Source organism: Billgrantia sp. C5P2 (assembly GCF_051062895.2).
In genome coordinates, this window is record NZ_CM128542.1 from 4,725,574 (window position 1) to 4,740,707 (window position 15,134).

Consider the following 15,134-nt stretch of genomic DNA (forward strand, 5'->3'; position numbering starts at 1 on the left):
GAGACGAAAACGCCCCCCGAACAGTGTTCGGGGGGCGTTTCGTGGCATACAGGCTGGATTCAGCCCTTGCCACCCTTCTTGCGCAATTGCTGGATCGTGCGCAGCTGGGCCACGGCTTCCGCGAGTTCGGCGGCAGCGCGGGTGTAGTCCATCTCCGCCGACTTCTCGTTGAAGGCACGCAGCGCATGCTGGCGGGCCTCCTCGGCAGCAGCCTCGTCGAGATCACTTGCCCGCGCGGCCGAATCGGCCAGCACGGTCACCACGTCCGGCTGCACTTCGAGGAAGCCGCCTGACACGTAGTAGTTCTCTTCCTGCCCGCCATCGTGGATGACACGAACGGGGCCTGGCTGCAGCTCGGTCAGCAGCGGGGCGTGCCCGGGCAGGATGCCCAGGTCGCCCATGATGCCCGAAGCCACGATCTGCTCGACCTCACCGGAGAAGATCGAGGCCTCGGCGCTGACGATGTTGCATGTGAAGCTTTTCGCCATAGCGAAGTCCCCCAGTGGACGGGATTACTTCATCTGGTTGGCTTTCTCGACGGCTTCGTCGATGCTGCCCACCATGTAGAAGGCCTGCTCGGGCAGGTTGTCGTACTCGCCGTCGAGGATGCCCTGGAAGCCGCGGATGGTGTCCTTCAGCGACACGTACTTGCCCGGAGAACCGGTGAAGACTTCGGCAACGAAGAACGGCTGCGACAGGAAGCGCTGGATCTTACGCGCCCGTGACACGGCCAGCTTGTCCTCATCGGACAGCTCGTCCATGCCCAGGATCGCGATGATGTCCTTGAGCTCCTTGTAGCGCTGCAGCACGTTCTGCACACCGCGAGCGGTGTTGTAGTGCTCCTCGCCGACCACCAGCGGATCCAGCTGACGCGAGGTGGAGTCCAGCGGATCGATGGCCGGATAGATACCCAGCTCGGCGATGGAGCGCGCCAGTACCACGGTGGCGTCCAGGTGCGAGAAGGTGGTTGCCGGCGACGGGTCGGTCAGGTCGTCCGCGGGCACGTAGACGGCCTGGACGGAGGTGATCGAGCCGGTCTTGGTGGAGGTGATACGCTCCTGCAGAACGCCCATCTCCTCGGCCAGGGTCGGCTGATAGCCCACCGCAGAGGGCATACGGCCCAGCAGTGCGGAGACCTCGGTGCCGGCCAGGGTATAACGGTAGATGTTGTCGACGAACAGCAGCACGTCGCGGCCTTCATCGCGGAACTTCTCGGCGATGGTCAGGCCGGTCAATGCCACGCGCAGACGGTTGCCCGGCGGCTCGTTCATCTGACCGTAGACCAGCGATACCTTGTCGATAACGTTGGATTCGGTCATCTCGTGAAAGAAGTCGTTACCCTCACGCGTCCGCTCACCCACACCGGCGAACACGGAGTAACCGCTGTGCTCGGTGGCGATGTTGCGGATCAGCTCCATCATGTTGACCGTCTTGCCCACCCCGGCGCCGCCGAACAGGCCGACCTTGCCGCCCTTGGCGAACGGGCAGACCAAGTCGATGACCTTGATGCCGGTCTCGAGCAGCTCGTTGGAAGCCGCCTGCTCGGCATAGGTCGGGGGCTTGCGGTGGATCGGCATCCGCTCCTGCTCACCGATCTCACCCGCTTCGTCGATCGGCTCGCCGAGCACGTTCATGATACGACCCAGCGTCTCCTTGCCCACGGGCACGGAGATGGCGGCACCAGTGTTGGCGACCTCCATACCACGCTTGAGGCCCTCGGTGGAGCCCATGGCGATGGTACGCACCACGCCGTCGCCCAACTGCTGCTGGGTTTCCAGCACGGTCTCGGCAGTCGAGACCTTCAGCGCGTCGTAGACCTTGGGAACATCGTCCCGCGGAAACTCTACGTCAATCACCGCGCCGATGATTTGTACGATACGTCCGCTCATCTTGGTTCCTCTCAAAAACCTGCAAATGAAACCTGTGTGCCGGGAGCGCTCGCTGCGCTCCCGAGGCGCTATACGGCAGCGGCGCCGCCGACGATCTCGGAAATCTCCTGGGTGATGGCGGCCTGACGGGCCTTGTTGTACACCATCTCCAGATCGTCGATCAGGCCGCCGGCGTTGTCGGTGGCGTTCTTCATGGCGATCATCCGGGCCGCCTGTTCGCAGGCCCCGTTCTCGACCACCGCCTGATACACCTGGGATTCGATGAAACGAATCAGCAGGCTATCCAACAGCGCCTTGGCATCCGGCTCATACAGGTAGTCCCAGCTACCGGGACGCTTGTTGTCCTCATCGTCCGCATCGGTTCCCATATCGGGAGCGAGCGGCAGCAACTGGCGAACCACCGGCCTTTGCGTCATGGTGTTGACGAACTCGTTGTACACCACGTAGAGGCGGTCCACTCGGCCCTCGTCGTAGGCATCCAGCATCACCTTGACGCTACCGATCAGATCCTCCATCTCGGGCGATTCGCCCAACCCGCTCTTGGCCGCGACCAGGTTGCCACCATAGTTGCGGAAGAAACCGCCGGCCTTGCTGCCCAGAGCGCAGAAGTCGAGCTCCGCGCCCTCGCTGCGCCACGCCACGGCGCTCTTGACCACGGCCTTGAACAGGTTGACGTTCAGACCGCCGCACAGGCCGCGGTCGGTGGACACCACGATGTAACCGACCCGCTTCACCTCGTCGCGCTCGACCATGTAGTCGTGCTTGTACTCGGGGTTGGCGTCGGCAAGGTGGCTGGCCACGTTGCGGATCTGCCGGGCATAAGGCTGGCTGGCCCTCATCAGATCTTGTGCTTTACGCATCTTCGACGCAGCGACCATTTCCATGGCGCTGGTGATCTTCTGCGTATTCTTGATGCTCCCGATCTGGGTGCGTATCTCTTTTGCAGCTGCCATAGCGATCTACCTCGTTCGTGGCCCTCAGAAGATGTCCATGGCCCGCCCTGACGGGCGGGCCGGCGGATTTACCAGCTCTGAGTGGCCTTGAACTGCTCGAGACCCTGCTTCAGCCCTTGCTGGATCTCGTCGCTGTAGTCGCCGGTCTGGTTGATCTTGTCGAGCAGCTCGGCGTGCTCGGACCTCATGTAGTCGTGCAGGGCACGCTCGAAGTCCAGCACCTTGCTGACATCGACGTCATCCAGGAAGCCTTCGTTGGCGGCGTACAGCGTCACGCCCATCTCGGCCACCGACAGCGGCGAATACTGCTTCTGCTTCATCAGCTCGGTGACGCGCTGACCGTGCTCCAGCTGCTTGCGGGTGGCTTCGTCCAGGTCGGAAGCGAACTGGGAGAAGGCCGCCAGCTCGCGGTACTGGGCGAGAGCCAGACGCACACCGCCGCCGAGCTTCTTGATGATCTTGGTCTGGGCCGCACCACCCACGCGGGATACCGACAGACCGGCGTTGATGGCCGGACGGACACCCGCATTGAACAGGTCGGTCTCGAGGAAGATCTGGCCGTCGGTGATCGAGATCACGTTGGTCGGAACGAACGCCGAAACGTCGCCGCCCTGGGTCTCGATGATCGGCAGCGCAGTCAGCGAGCCGGTCTTGCCGGTCACTTCACCGTTGGTGAACTTCTCGACGTAATCGACGTTGACGCGAGCGGCACGCTCGAGCAGACGCGAGTGGAGATAGAAGACGTCACCCGGGTAGGCTTCGCGGCCCGGCGGACGACGCAGCAGCAAGGACACCTGACGGTAGGCCCAGGCCTGCTTGGTCAGGTCGTCATAGACGATCAGGGCGTCCTGGCCGCGGTCACGGAAGTACTCGCCCATGGTGCAACCGGCGTAGGGTGCCAGGAACTGCATCGGGGCCGGGTCGGCGGCGCCGGCGGCGACCACGATGGTGTGCTCCATGGCACCGTGCTCTTCGAGCTTGCGCACCACGTTGGCAATGGTCGACTGCTTCTGACCGATGGCCACGTAGATACAGGTGACGCCCTTGCCCTTCTGGTTGATGATGGCATCGACGGCGATGGCGGACTTACCGATCTGGCGGTCGCCGATGATCAGCTCACGCTGACCGCGGCCGATCGGCACCATGGCGTCGATCGACTTGAGACCGGTCTGGATCGGCTGGTCCACCGACTGACGGGTGATGACGCCCGGGGCGACCTTTTCCACCGCGTCGGTCAACTTGGCGTCGATGTCACCCTTGCCGTCGATGGGGTTGCCCAGCGGGTCGACCACGCGGCCGATCAGCTCGGGACCCACCGGCACCTCGAGGATACGACCGGTACAGCTGGCGGTCATGCCCTCTTCGAGCTGCAGGTAGTCGCCCAACACCACGGCGCCCACGGAGTCGCGCTCGAGGTTGAGCACCATGCCGTAGATGCTGCCGGGAAATTCGATCATTTCACCGAACATCGCGTCCTCGAGGCCGTGAATACGCACGATGCCGTCGGAGACACTGACGATGGTGCCCTGATTGCGGGCTTCGGATGCGACATCCAGCTTTTCGATACGCTGTTTGATGATGTCGCTGATCTCGGAAGGATTCAGTTGCTGCATGCCATGTCCCTCAGACTCAAGCGGTAAGAGCTTCGGAGAGGCGGTTCAATCGACCGCGCACCGATCCGTCGATGACGGTATCGCCGGCGTGCAGGACGACGCCTCCGATAAGCTTCGGATCCACCTGAGTGGTAATGGAGATTTCGCGATTCAGCCGCTTCTTGAGCGCGCCGGCGAGCTTGTTCTGCTGCGTGTCATCGAGCGCATAGGCCGAGACGACGGTGACCTCGATGCGCTGGTCATGCTCGGCGCGCAGATATGCGAACCGCTCGGCGATCGCGGGAAGCGCCGTCAACCGGCCCTTTTCGCCCAGCATGTCGAGGAAGGCCTTTGCCGAGTCGTCGAGCTTGACCTCGGTCAGCTCGATGAGCATGGCCACCTTGCGCTCGGGCGAGAAGCGCGGGCTGGACAGTAGCTTCTGCACGTCGCGTACGGCGACGGCCTGGCCCAGCTTGTCGAGCCATTCGGACCAGCCGTCCAGCGCCTGTTTATCGCGTGCGTGTTCGAATGCCGCTCTAGCGTAGGGTCGCGCGACGGTAGAGAGTTCCGCCATGGATCACCTCCTCACAGTTCGGCAGCAAGCTTGTCGAGCAGCTTGCGATGCGCCTTCTCGTCGACGGAGGCTTCCAGGACGCGCTCGGCACCGACCACGGCGAGACTGGAGACCTGAGCCCGCAGCTCGTCCTTGGCACGCTGGATTTCCTGATCGATCTCGGCACGCGCGCTGGCGATCAGGCGCTCACCTTCGGCACGAGCCTGCACGCGGGCCTCCTCGACCATCTGCGCCGAGCGCTTGTTGGCCTGCTCGAGAATCTGCGAAGCCTGCTCCTTGCTCTCACGCAGCGTCTGGGACGCCTGCTCCTGAGCAAGCTCGAGGTCACGGGACGCCCGGCTGGCCGCATCGAGACCTTCGGCGATCCTCTTCTGGCGCTCGTGAAGCGCGGTGCTGATCGGCGGCCACACATACTTGATACAGAACCAGACAAAAATCGCGAAGGCGATCGTTTGTCCGATAAGCGTCATGTTGATATTCACGGGTATGTACCTCTGACAGGTTCGTGGCGACCGGAAACGAGCAAACCGAGCGCTTCAGCGCTCGGCAGCGTCGTTAACCGGCGACGACGAAGATCAGGTACATCGCGATACCTACACCGATCATCGGTACGGCGTCGAGCAGACCGGCCATCAGGAAGGTCTTGGTCTGCAGCTGGTCGCCAAGCTCGGGCTGGCGAGCGGTGGATTCGAGCAGCTTGCCGCCGAGGATGGCGAAGCCGATACCGGTACCCAGAGCGCCCAGACCGATCATGAGGGAAGCGGCGAGGTAAATGTAATCCATTGTGTGCTCCTAGTTTTCAAGTTGACTTTCAAGGGTTTAGGGTTAGAGAACTGCAAGTTGCTCGTTTCAGTGGTGCTCGTGCGCGGCGCTGAGATAGACCACGGTGAGCATGGTAAAGATGAAGGCCTGGAGAGTGATCACCAGGATGTGGAAGATGGCCCACGGCACGTCGAGCAGCCAGATGGCCCAGAAAGGCAGCAGGGCAATCAGAATGAAGATGACTTCACCGGCGAACATGTTGCCGAACAGTCGCATGGCCAGACTGAAGGGCTTGACGACCAGGCTCACGATTTCGAGAACCAGGTTGAACGGGATCAGCAGCCAGTGGTTGAACGGTGTCAGCGAGAGTTCGCGGGCGAAGCCGCCGACTCCCTTGACCTTGAAGCTGTAGAAGAGAATCAGCATGAACACGCCCAGCGCCATGCCCAAGGTAGCGTTGACGTCGGTCGTGGGTACGATCTTCATGTAGTCGACGCCAAGGCGTATGAACAGCTCCGGAAAGTAATCGACCGGAATGATCTTCAGCGTGTTCATGAGCAGGATCCACACGAACAGCGTCAGTGCCAGCGGCGCGATAATGGGGTTCTTGCCGTGGAAGGCGGAGCGCACCAGGCCCTCGATGAATTCGATGACCATCTCGACGGCGTTCTGCAACCCGCCTGGCACGCCGGTGGTGGCGATCTTGCCGGCCTTGCGGAACAACCAGATGAACAGCAGGCCCATGGCGATGGACCAGCCCATGGTATCAAGATGGATGGCCCAGAAGCCCATTTCACGAGCTTCCTCGGCGGAGTGGGCGATCGACCAGCCATTCTCGGGGTGGCGCCCGAAGGTCAGGTTCTGGAGGTGATGCTGGATATAGGACGCTGCCGTAACTTCGTTACCTGCTGCCATACTGTCATTACCTCGATTCAGGAGCCGGTCTTCCACGCTTGAACCAGGGCGCGAGCCAATGCGTGAACAGAACCGCCACGTATGCGACAAAGAAGAAAATCGGGTTTGAGGGGGGCGCTGCCGCGAACACCGCGGCCAACAGTGCCACCGTCAAACCGAACTTTCCTGCCTCGGCCCGGTACAGATTCGAGACGAAGCGACCCGCTTGCCTGCCTCCGCGTACCAAGCCGATGCGCCAGGCGAAATAGAGGGAGGGGATCAGACCCACCAGCCCACCCATCAGCGCAGACAGCGCACCTTCGGTTCCGGCTATCCCCGCACCGATAGCCGTGACAGACATGACCGCTGCGCCCTGCCACCCGATGAGACGAGTGGTATTGATACGCTCGCGCTTGCGACTCGGGTGTCTGTGCATCTGTCGACAGTCCAGCGCCACCTGAACGGTGGCATGAGGGCCATCTGAACCTGGCGTGTCGTCCAGGCAAACAACGGCGGATTATAGGGAAGCCCCTTGGCCTGTTCAACCAGACTGCGCGCTTTTCGCCCGCGAATGGTGCAGGTTTGCGACCAAAGAAGCAATGATTGTCGACACCGCTCGGCGTCAGCGAATGTGCTCGAGAATACCGTCGAGCTCGTCCAGGCTGGAGTAGCGTATCGTCAGCCTGCCCTTGCCGCCACGACCGTGCTGGATCCTCACCGAGGCGCCCAGGAGTTCGCCAAGCTTGGTCTCCAGGCGCGCAACGTCGGGACTGCCGGGTGTACTCTCGGTCTTTTTCACCTCGCCCTGGGCCAGGCGTTTCACCAGCGCCTCGGTATCGCGCACGGTGAGGTCCTTGTTGACCACCTCATGGGCCGCGCGACGCTGCTTGGCCCCGGAGAGGGCGAGCAAGGCGCGGGCATGTCCCATGTCCAGGTCGCCGCGTTCGAGCAGGGTCTGCACCTCGGGATCGAGCGCCAGCAGGCGCAGCAGGTTGGCGACCTGGGCGCGTGACTTGCCCACGGCATCGGCGACTTGCTGCTGGGTGAGTTCGAACTCCTCGAGCAGGCGCTTGAGCGCCATCGCCTCTTCGACCGGGTTGAGGTTCTCGCGCTGGATGTTCTCGATCAGTGCCAGCGCCAGGGCGACCTCGTCGGTGACCTCGCGAATCACCGCCGGGATGGTGTCGAGCTCGGCCAACTGGGCGGCGCGCCAGCGACGCTCGCCGGCAATGATCTCGTAGCGGGCCTCGCCGATGGGACGCACCACGATGGGCTGCATCACACCCTGGGCACGGATCGAATCGGCGAGCTCCTCCAGCGCCTCGGGCTGGATGTCTCGGCGCGGCTGGTACTTGCCGCGGCAGAGCTGGCCCAACGGCAGGCGCTCGAGTCGCTCCTCGGCGGCATGGGAGGCTTCGGCCGGCTCGCTCGTCTCGCCGAGCCGGGCATCCACCTCGGGCAGTTCGAGATTCTCGCGGCGACGGGCGCCAGCACCGATCAGGGCATCCAGGCCTCGGCCCAGGGCGCGTTTACGCGTCATCAGCATTCCCTCATCACGAAAATCGATCACGACAGGCGGTTGCGCCTGCCACGCTACAGCGACAGGCGACGAATCAGTTCCTTGGCCAGTACCCGGTGGGCCTGGCTGCCACGCGAGAAGCGCGCATACTTGGTCACCGGAAGGCCGTGGCTCGGCGCCTCGGCGACCCGCACGTTGCGCGGGATCGTGGTCTTGAGCAGCGCCTCGCCGAAGTAGTCGCGCAGCTGCTTGGATATGTCCCGGGTCAGACTGTTGCGGCTATCGAACATGGTGCGCAGGATGCCATAGATTGCCAGGTTCGGGTTCACGCTGTCCTTGATCTGCTCAACGGTGTCGAGTAGCGCCGAGAGCCCCTCCAGGGCGTAGAACTCGCACTGCAGCGGGATCAGCACGCCGTTGGCAGCGGTCAGGGCATTGACGGTGAGCATGTTGAGCGAGGGCGGACAGTCGATCAGCACCACGTCGTACTCGCCAGCGACGCTACCCAGGGCCTCGGTCAGGCTGCGCTCGCGACCTTCGGCCCGGTCCAGCAGCTCCACCTCGGCGGCGGTTAGGTCGCCGTTGCCAGGCAGCAACGAATAGCCGGCGGCGGGACAGTCGAGCATCACCTCGGGAGCGCTCTTCTCACCCAGCAGCAAATCGAGCACGCTGCCATCGAGCGCATGCTTGTCGATGCCGCTGCCCATGGTGGCATGCCCCTGGGGGTCGAGATCGACCAGCAGTACGCGGCGATCCAGGGCGGCGAGGCTGGCGGCCAGGTTGACGGCGGTAGTGGTCTTGCCCACGCCGCCCTTCTGGTTGGTCAAGGCGATGATTTGGGTCACGGGCGACTTCCTTGCGTCGAAGGCACGCTCACAGGCGGCCTGGGTTGGAATCGGTTCGCTCGACGATCAACAGCTGACGCTCCCCCGCGGTGAACGGCACGGCGAGCACATGGCGCTCGCGTATGGTCAGCCCGGCATTCAGGACGGCCATCTCTTCGTCGGCGGCCGGCCCCTTCATGGCCAGCCAGTGCCCGCCTTCCGCCAGCAGATGCTCGGTCAACTGCACGAAATCGGCCAGACTGGCGAAGGCCCGCGAAATCACCTGTACATAGCCGCCCGCCGGTGGCTCGAAGGCCTCGACCCGGGCCTGCACGGGCGTGGCGTTGCCGAGCCCTAGCTCCATTACCGCCTGACGCTGGAAGCGGACTTTCTTGCCGTTGCTATCGAGCAGCGTGACCGCCAAGCGCGGCTGCAGGATCGCCAGCACCAGCCCCGGCAGCCCCGGCCCGGCCCCCACGTCGAGCAGCGGTTCCTCGCCGACGAAAGGCAAGACCGCCGCGCTGTCGAGCAGGTGCCTGGCCACCATTTCTTCCGGTGAGCGTATCGCGGTGAGGTTATAGGCGCGGTTCCACTTGTGCAACAGCTCGACCAGACGCAGCAGCCGCTCGCGTTGTTCTCCATCGATGCCGATGCCCAGTGAAGCCAACCCTTCGTCGAGACGCGATTCCACCTGAGGCGTGATGGCGTCGCTCATCCGTTGGCCACCCGTGTGTCGTCGAGCAGACGGCGCTTCTTCAGGTGAATCAGCAGGATCGACACTGCCGCCGGGGTCACGCCGGAGATCCGCGATGCCTGGGCCAGGGTTTCGGGGCGAGCCTCGGCGAGCTTCTGGCGAATCTCGTGGGAGAGGCCCTCGACCCGGCCATAGTCGAGATCGGTCGGCAACGGCGTCGCCTCGTGGCGCTTGAGCTTGTCGATCTCGTCCTGCTGACGGTCGATGTAGCCCTGGTACTTGGCCTGGATCTGCACCTGTTCGGCGACCGCCTCGTCCCCGACCGGCTCGCCGGTGAGGTGCGCCACGTCACCGTAGCCGAGCTCGGGCCGCTTGAGCAGGTCGAGCAGGCTGTACTCGCGGGAGAGCGGCTTGCCGATCTTCGCTTCGAGGGAAGCCGCCGCGGCACTGCCGGGCTGGATCCAACTGGCCTTGAGCCGAGCGCTCTCGCGCTCGATCGCCTCGCGCTTCTCGCTGAACGCCGCCCAGCGCATGTCGTCGATCAGGCCAAGCTTGCGGCCGGCTTCGGTCAGGCGCAGGTCGGCGTTGTCCTCGCGCAGCAGCAGCCGGTACTCGGCGCGCGAGGTGAACATGCGGTAGGGCTCCTTGGTGCCCAGGGTGATCAGGTCGTCGACCAGCACGCCGAGGTAGGCCTCGTCGCGGCGCGGCCACCAGGCCTCGAGCCCCTTGGCGCGGCGCGCGGCGTTGAGCCCGGCGAGCAGCCCCTGGGCACCGGCTTCCTCGTAGCCAGTGGTGCCATTGATCTGCCCGGCGAAAAACAGGTTGTGGATGAATTTGGTTTCCAGCGAGTGCTTGAGGTCGCGCGGATCGAAGAAATCGTACTCGATGGCATAACCGGGCCGGGTGATATGCGCATTCTCGAGTCCCTTGATCGAGCGCACCACCTGGAGCTGCACGTCGAAGGGCAGCGAAGTGGAGATGCCGTTGGGGTAGAGCTCGTGGGTATCGAGCCCCTCGGGCTCGATGAAGACCTGGTGGCTCGCCTTGTCGGCGAAGCGGTGCACCTTGTCTTCGATCGACGGGCAGTAACGCGGCCCGACACCCTCGATCACGCCGGAGTACATCGGCGAGCGGTCGAGGTTGGCGAAGATGATCTCGTGGCTACGCTCGTTGGTGTGGGCGATGTGGCAGCTCACCTGGCGCGGATGCATGTCGCGCCGACCCAGGAAGGACATCACCGGTGTCGGGGTGTCGCCCGGCTGCTCCTCGAGCAGCGAGAAATCCACACTCCTGGCATCCAGCCGCGGCGGCGTCCCGGTCTTGAGCCGGTCGACCCGGAACGGCAGCGCGCGCAGACGCTCCGCCAGGGCATTGGAGGGCGGATCGCCGGCGCGACCGCCGCGGCTCTGTTCGAGGCCGATGTGGATCACCCCGCCAAGGAAGGTTCCGGTACACAGCACCACCGTCTCGGCCAGCAAGCGGATGCCGCTCTCGGTGATCACACCGCGCACGGTGTCGTTGTCCACCAGCAGATCGCCGGCGGCCTGCTGGAAGATCGTCAGGTTGGCCTGATTCTCGAGCATGCCGCGGATGGCGGCCTTGTAGCGGACACGATCGGCCTGGGCTCGGGTGGCTCGCACTGCCGGGCCCTTGCGTGCGTTGAGCACGCGAAACTGGATCCCACCCAGGTCGGTGGCCAGGCCCATGGCACCGCCCATGGCATCGATCTCCTTGACCAGATGGCTCTTGCCGATGCCGCCAATGGCGGGATTGCAGGACATCTGCCCGAGAGTCTCGATGTTGTGGGTCAGCAACAGGGTCTGACAGCCCATGCGGGCGGAGGCCAGAGCGGCTTCGGTTCCCGCATGGCCGCCGCCGATGACGATGACGTCAAAGCGGTCGGGATACTTCAAGGTGCACCTCGTTGCGCTTGCGCGCGGATTTCCAAAGGGGGCGAAAAACAGCCTGCCAGTATAAACCGCCTGTGGGTAACCGTCAGGGGTTTTCCACACCGGGTTCGTCAGCCGGCCCTCCATTCCACCAGACTAAACAAAACAGAATGATTAAAAGAGAGAAGTTCTGTAGTGGTTGTAACTACTAGTGTGGACAAAAACCGGGGATAACCTGAAATAGATTTTTTGGAACAAGAAGTTACGTTGTTGACTTCTACGCTTGGAAGAGGGTGACGAGCTGAGGGCGACCGGTGTCGAGCCTGTGGATGAAAGCCATCGTTTTCCACAGCGTGAATGCTCCACCCCTTTTCCACCGCCGCCTACCGTACTTGTTACCGCGCCTGTGAACAACCGATCGCCATCGAGACGCATGCGCCAACCATGCGCTCCGAGAGCAATAATGGAAGCATTATCGGAAAAACTTATCCACAGGCAAAAAAAAGCCCTGGCATGGCGCCAGGGCATCGTAATGTCGTGCCCGGAAGGCTCTAGTGCTTGAGCACGCGAGAAAGAAAGCTCTGAGTTCGCTCGTGTCGTGGGGAGTCGAACAGGACATCTGGAGGCGCTTGTTCGACGATTTGCCCTTGATGGATGAAGATGACGCGGTCGGCGACTTCGCGGGCGAAGCCCATCTCGTGGGTGACGATGACCATGGTCATGCCTTCGCGGGCGAGTTCGCGCATGGCGTCGAGCACTTCACCGATCATTTCCGGATCGAGTGCCGAAGTCGGCTCGTCGAACAGCATCAGGCGCGGCTCCATGGCAAGCGCCCGGGCCAGGGCGACGCGCTGTTGCTGCCCTCCGGAGAGCTGACTGGGGTACTTGTCGGCCTGGTCGGCGATGCCCACGCGTTCGAGCAGGCGCTCGGCGGTCTCGATCGCATCGGCGCGACTCCAGCCACGTACCTTCATCGGTGCCAGCGTGACGTTGTCGAGGACCTTGAGATGGGGGAAGAGGTTGAACTGCTGAAAGACCATGCCGACCTCGGTGCGGATCCTCTGCAGGGCCCGACTGCTCCTACCGTTGGGCAGCAGTTCGTTGCCATCGACCTCGATATGCCCCCGCTGGAACTCCTCGAGGCCGTTGATGCAGCGAATCAGGGTCGATTTGCCGGAGCCGCTGGCACCGATCACCACCACCACCTCGCCGGGTACGATCTCCAGATCGATGTCCCTGAGCACGTGCAGCTCGCCGAAGTGCTTGTTGACCCTGTCCATGTGCACGATGGGTGCGACATCGGAGTGAGTATTGTCTTGGTTCATGTCGCGCTCCTTATTGTCCGACCAGACCCTTGCGCTCGAGCAGGCGCAGTGCGAATGACAGGCTCAGGGTTATCACCAGGTAGAGGAGGGCGACCATTAGATAGACTTCCAAGGCATTGAAAGTGGTGGCGATATAGACCTGACCCTGGCGTACCAGCTCGCCGACGCCGATCACCGAGAATAGCGAAGTGTCCTTGATGCTGATGATGCCCTGGTTGCCGAGCGGCGGGATCATGCGGCGCAAGGCCTGAGGCCAGATGATGTAGCGGAACGACTGCACCCGAGACAGCCCCAGCGACAGGCTGGCCTCGCGCTGGCCGCGTTCGATGGACTGGACGCCGCCACGCACGATCTCCGAGATATACGCGCCGGAGTTCACGGCAATGGCGGCTATGCCGGCCACCAGGGCATTGATCGGGCCGCCAAGCAACTGGGGCAGGCCATAGAAGATGAACAGCACCTGAACCAGTACCGGGGTGCCGCGAAAGATCTCGATATAGGCGATCGCCGGCACTCGCAGCCAGGCGATGGGACTGATGCGCAGCAGGCCGAAGATGATGCCGATGATGAAACCGATGGCCAGCCCGCCGAAGGAGATCAGCAGGGTGTAGGGGATCCCCTTCAGCAGAAAGGGGATGGAGGCGAAGGCCGCCTCCCAGTCGAATTGGAAGGTGACGTCCACTAGGGTTCTCCGGTCAGGACGCGTCTCTCACGTACCGAGAGATGCAGGCAGGTGACAACGCCGCGGGGCCGAGTCCTCGACCCGACCCCGCGTCAGGATCGCGCTGGGCAATCACTCGTCGCTGGTGCTGCCGAACCACTTCTCGTGGATCTCGTCGTAGGTGCCGTCCTCGCGCATCTCGGCCAGTGCCTCGTTGGCGGGTTCGACCCATTCGCTGCCCTTGACGAAGACGATGCCGTATTGCTGGCCCTCGTAGAGCGGGCCGACTACCTTGGCCCGGCCTTCACCGCGGGTCTGGGCGAAATAGCTGACGTTGGGGGCATCATAGAACACGGCGTCGGCGCTACCGCCGAGCAGGGCCATGTACATGTCGCTGCTGCCGGGGTAGGGGGTGATCTCGGCGCTGTCGCCGAGGTTCTCCTGCAGGAAGTCATAGCTGGTGGAGCCGACCTTGGTGGCAATGGTCTTGCCTTCGAGATCCTCGATCTCCTCGACGCCATCCTCATCGGCGCGTACCAGGATCTTCAGCCCGCTGTCGTAGTAGGGATCCGAGAAGTCGACGATCTGGGCGCGCTCCTCGGTGATGGTGATGCCGGCGATGGCGATATCCACATTGCCGGTCTGAACGGCGGGAATGATGCCGTTGAAGTCCATGGTGTTGAGTTCGTAATCGAACCCGGCCCGCTCGGCGACCGCGGCAATGATGTCCATGTCGAAACCGACCATTTCGCCGGTTTCCTGATCCATCATCTCGAAAGGGACGAAGCTCGGGTCGGTGACCACGTCTAGCGTTTCATTGGCGGCAACCAGACTGGACATTCCCAGCCCGCAGGCGATACCGGTAACCAGGGTGGCCGTCTTCACGTGTCGTTTCATACGTTTCCCCATGGTGAATTGTTGTGAAATCCGCTTTTAAACCATGGCGAGTTCACGGGGAAGCGTCAAGTCAAGGGGTTAGACCATGAAGGAGGCGCCGCAGCCGCAGGTAGTCGTTGCGTTGGGGTTCTGGACCAGGAAGCGCGCACCGGCGAGCCCCTCCTCGTAGTCGACGGTGGAACCCACGAGATACTGGTAGGAGAGTTCGTCGACGACCAAGGCGACCTCGCCGAACTCGATGAGGGTGTCGTCTTCGCCGACCGAGTCGGCAAAATCGAAGCCGTATTGGAAACCCGAACAGCCGCCCCCCGTCACATAGACGCGAAGCTTGAGCTGGGGTTTGCCTTCTTCCTTGATGAGTGCCTGCAGCCGCTTTCTGGCAGCATCGGAGAGCATCATGGGAGTGGGCATGAAGGTTTCAGCGCCGCTCATGGGCATCCTCCCCTGAGGAAACGCCGCTCAAATGGCTGCACGAGCGAATCGGTTGCGCGGTGCTCAAAATCCTCACCTATACCCCATAGGTTCCGGTTCTTGCGCTCCGTGCGCCTTGCGTTTCATCTCGTTCGCCAATTTGTTCAGCATTTCCTTGAGCTGAATGAATGGGTAACAGGGGATTATCCCTAATCCCCAGTAAAAGGGTCAACTATTACCGGGGATGGGG

The 15,134-nt window shown here is 62.9% G+C and carries 17 protein-coding genes; all 17 read right to left on the minus strand.

Features of this window, described 5'->3' with window-relative positions; all coding sequences use genetic code 11:
• Positions 1-59 precede the first annotated feature (59 nt).
• A complete protein-coding gene (locus tag ACRWQA_RS22000) occupies positions 60-488 on the minus strand; it encodes a F0F1 ATP synthase subunit epsilon (protein WP_167112943.1) in 429 nt (142 codons plus the stop codon).
• A gap of 24 nt (positions 489-512) precedes the next feature.
• Positions 513-1,889 (minus strand): F0F1 ATP synthase subunit beta, encoded by a 1,377-nt coding sequence (gene atpD, locus ACRWQA_RS22005; protein WP_263581834.1) that lies wholly within the window; start codon positions 1,887-1,889, stop codon positions 513-515.
• A gap of 68 nt (positions 1,890-1,957) precedes the next feature.
• Positions 1,958-2,842, minus strand: coding sequence for a F0F1 ATP synthase subunit gamma (gene atpG, locus ACRWQA_RS22010; protein WP_263581835.1), 885 nt, complete (start codon positions 2,840-2,842; stop codon positions 1,958-1,960).
• Positions 2,843-2,910: 68 nt separating this feature from the next.
• Complete coding sequence (atpA, locus tag ACRWQA_RS22015; RefSeq protein WP_263581836.1) at positions 2,911-4,455, minus strand: F0F1 ATP synthase subunit alpha; 1,545 nt, start codon at positions 4,453-4,455, stop codon at positions 2,911-2,913.
• A gap of 16 nt (positions 4,456-4,471) precedes the next feature.
• A complete protein-coding gene (locus ACRWQA_RS22020; RefSeq protein WP_263581837.1) occupies positions 4,472-5,008 on the minus strand; it encodes a F0F1 ATP synthase subunit delta in 537 nt (178 codons plus the stop codon).
• 11 nt (positions 5,009-5,019) lie between these two features.
• Complete coding sequence (locus ACRWQA_RS22025; RefSeq protein ID WP_167112954.1) at positions 5,020-5,490, minus strand: F0F1 ATP synthase subunit B; 471 nt, start codon at positions 5,488-5,490, stop codon at positions 5,020-5,022.
• A 73-nt stretch (positions 5,491-5,563) separates the two neighbouring features.
• Positions 5,564-5,791: a F0F1 ATP synthase subunit C gene (gene atpE, locus ACRWQA_RS22030; protein WP_111415139.1), complete on the minus strand. Its 228-nt coding sequence runs from the start codon at positions 5,789-5,791 to the stop codon at positions 5,564-5,566.
• A 66-nt stretch (positions 5,792-5,857) separates the two neighbouring features.
• On the minus strand, positions 5,858-6,685 hold the full coding sequence (gene atpB, locus ACRWQA_RS22035) for a F0F1 ATP synthase subunit A (protein ID WP_263581838.1): 828 nt from the start codon (positions 6,683-6,685) through the stop codon (positions 5,858-5,860).
• 7 nt (positions 6,686-6,692) lie between these two features.
• A complete protein-coding gene (locus ACRWQA_RS22040; RefSeq protein ID WP_412031185.1) occupies positions 6,693-7,100 on the minus strand; it encodes an ATP synthase subunit I in 408 nt (135 codons plus the stop codon).
• A gap of 186 nt (positions 7,101-7,286) precedes the next feature.
• A complete protein-coding gene (locus ACRWQA_RS22045; protein ID WP_434232594.1) occupies positions 7,287-8,204 on the minus strand; it encodes a ParB/RepB/Spo0J family partition protein in 918 nt (305 codons plus the stop codon).
• A gap of 53 nt (positions 8,205-8,257) precedes the next feature.
• Positions 8,258-9,028 (minus strand): ParA family protein, encoded by a 771-nt coding sequence (locus ACRWQA_RS22050; RefSeq protein ID WP_263581841.1) that lies wholly within the window; start codon positions 9,026-9,028, stop codon positions 8,258-8,260.
• A 28-nt stretch (positions 9,029-9,056) separates the two neighbouring features.
• Entirely contained in the window at positions 9,057-9,722 is a 666-nt protein-coding gene (gene rsmG / locus ACRWQA_RS22055; protein ID WP_434232596.1) for a 16S rRNA (guanine(527)-N(7))-methyltransferase RsmG, read from the minus strand.
• Positions 9,719-11,614 carry a tRNA uridine-5-carboxymethylaminomethyl(34) synthesis enzyme MnmG gene (mnmG, locus tag ACRWQA_RS22060; RefSeq protein WP_434232599.1) on the minus strand — a complete coding sequence of 632 codons (1,896 nt, stop codon included), beginning with the start codon at positions 11,612-11,614 and terminating at the stop codon, positions 9,719-9,721. Before mnmG ends, rsmG begins: the two co-directional genes overlap by 4 nt.
• Before the next feature lie 527 nt (positions 11,615-12,141).
• Positions 12,142-12,915 carry an amino acid ABC transporter ATP-binding protein gene (locus ACRWQA_RS22065; protein WP_318153161.1) on the minus strand — a complete coding sequence of 258 codons (774 nt, stop codon included), beginning with the start codon at positions 12,913-12,915 and terminating at the stop codon, positions 12,142-12,144.
• A 10-nt stretch (positions 12,916-12,925) separates the two neighbouring features.
• Positions 12,926-13,597 carry an amino acid ABC transporter permease gene (locus tag ACRWQA_RS22070; RefSeq protein ID WP_434232600.1) on the minus strand — a complete coding sequence of 224 codons (672 nt, stop codon included), beginning with the start codon at positions 13,595-13,597 and terminating at the stop codon, positions 12,926-12,928.
• A gap of 111 nt (positions 13,598-13,708) precedes the next feature.
• Positions 13,709-14,473 carry a transporter substrate-binding domain-containing protein gene (locus ACRWQA_RS22075; RefSeq protein ID WP_263581845.1) on the minus strand — a complete coding sequence of 255 codons (765 nt, stop codon included), beginning with the start codon at positions 14,471-14,473 and terminating at the stop codon, positions 13,709-13,711.
• A 78-nt stretch (positions 14,474-14,551) separates the two neighbouring features.
• Positions 14,552-14,905 (minus strand): iron-sulfur cluster insertion protein ErpA, encoded by a 354-nt coding sequence (erpA, locus tag ACRWQA_RS22080; RefSeq protein WP_263581846.1) that lies wholly within the window; start codon positions 14,903-14,905, stop codon positions 14,552-14,554.
• Positions 14,906-15,134: the final 229 nt, after the last annotated feature.

Bases quoted from the DNA above. Each gene is read 5' to 3' on its own strand.
- ACRWQA_RS22000 (WP_167112943.1), bottom strand. From the start codon at position 488: ATGGCGAAAAGCTTCACATGCAACATCGTCAGCGCCGAGGCCTCGATC.
- atpD (WP_263581834.1), bottom strand. From the start codon at position 1,889: ATGAGCGGACGTATCGTACAAATCATCGGCGCGGTGATTGACGTAGAG.
- atpG (WP_263581835.1), bottom strand. From the start codon at position 2,842: ATGGCAGCTGCAAAAGAGATACGCACCCAGATCGGGAGCATCAAGAAT.
- atpA (WP_263581836.1), bottom strand. From the start codon at position 4,455: ATGCAGCAACTGAATCCTTCCGAGATCAGCGACATCATCAAACAGCGT.
- ACRWQA_RS22020 (WP_263581837.1), bottom strand. From the start codon at position 5,008: ATGGCGGAACTCTCTACCGTCGCGCGACCCTACGCTAGAGCGGCATTC.
- atpE (WP_111415139.1), bottom strand. From the start codon at position 5,791: ATGGATTACATTTACCTCGCCGCTTCCCTCATGATCGGTCTGGGCGCT.
- atpB (WP_263581838.1), bottom strand. From the start codon at position 6,685: ATGGCAGCAGGTAACGAAGTTACGGCAGCGTCCTATATCCAGCATCAC.
- ACRWQA_RS22040 (WP_412031185.1), bottom strand. From the start codon at position 7,100: ATGCACAGACACCCGAGTCGCAAGCGCGAGCGTATCAATACCACTCGT.
- ACRWQA_RS22045 (WP_434232594.1), bottom strand. From the start codon at position 8,204: ATGACGCGTAAACGCGCCCTGGGCCGAGGCCTGGATGCCCTGATCGGT.
- rsmG (WP_434232596.1), bottom strand. From the start codon at position 9,722: ATGAGCGACGCCATCACGCCTCAGGTGGAATCGCGTCTCGACGAAGGG.
- ACRWQA_RS22065 (WP_318153161.1), bottom strand. From the start codon at position 12,915: ATGAACCAAGACAATACTCACTCCGATGTCGCACCCATCGTGCACATG.
- ACRWQA_RS22075 (WP_263581845.1), bottom strand. From the start codon at position 14,473: ATGAAACGACACGTGAAGACGGCCACCCTGGTTACCGGTATCGCCTGC.
- erpA (WP_263581846.1), bottom strand. From the start codon at position 14,905: ATGAGCGGCGCTGAAACCTTCATGCCCACTCCCATGATGCTCTCCGAT.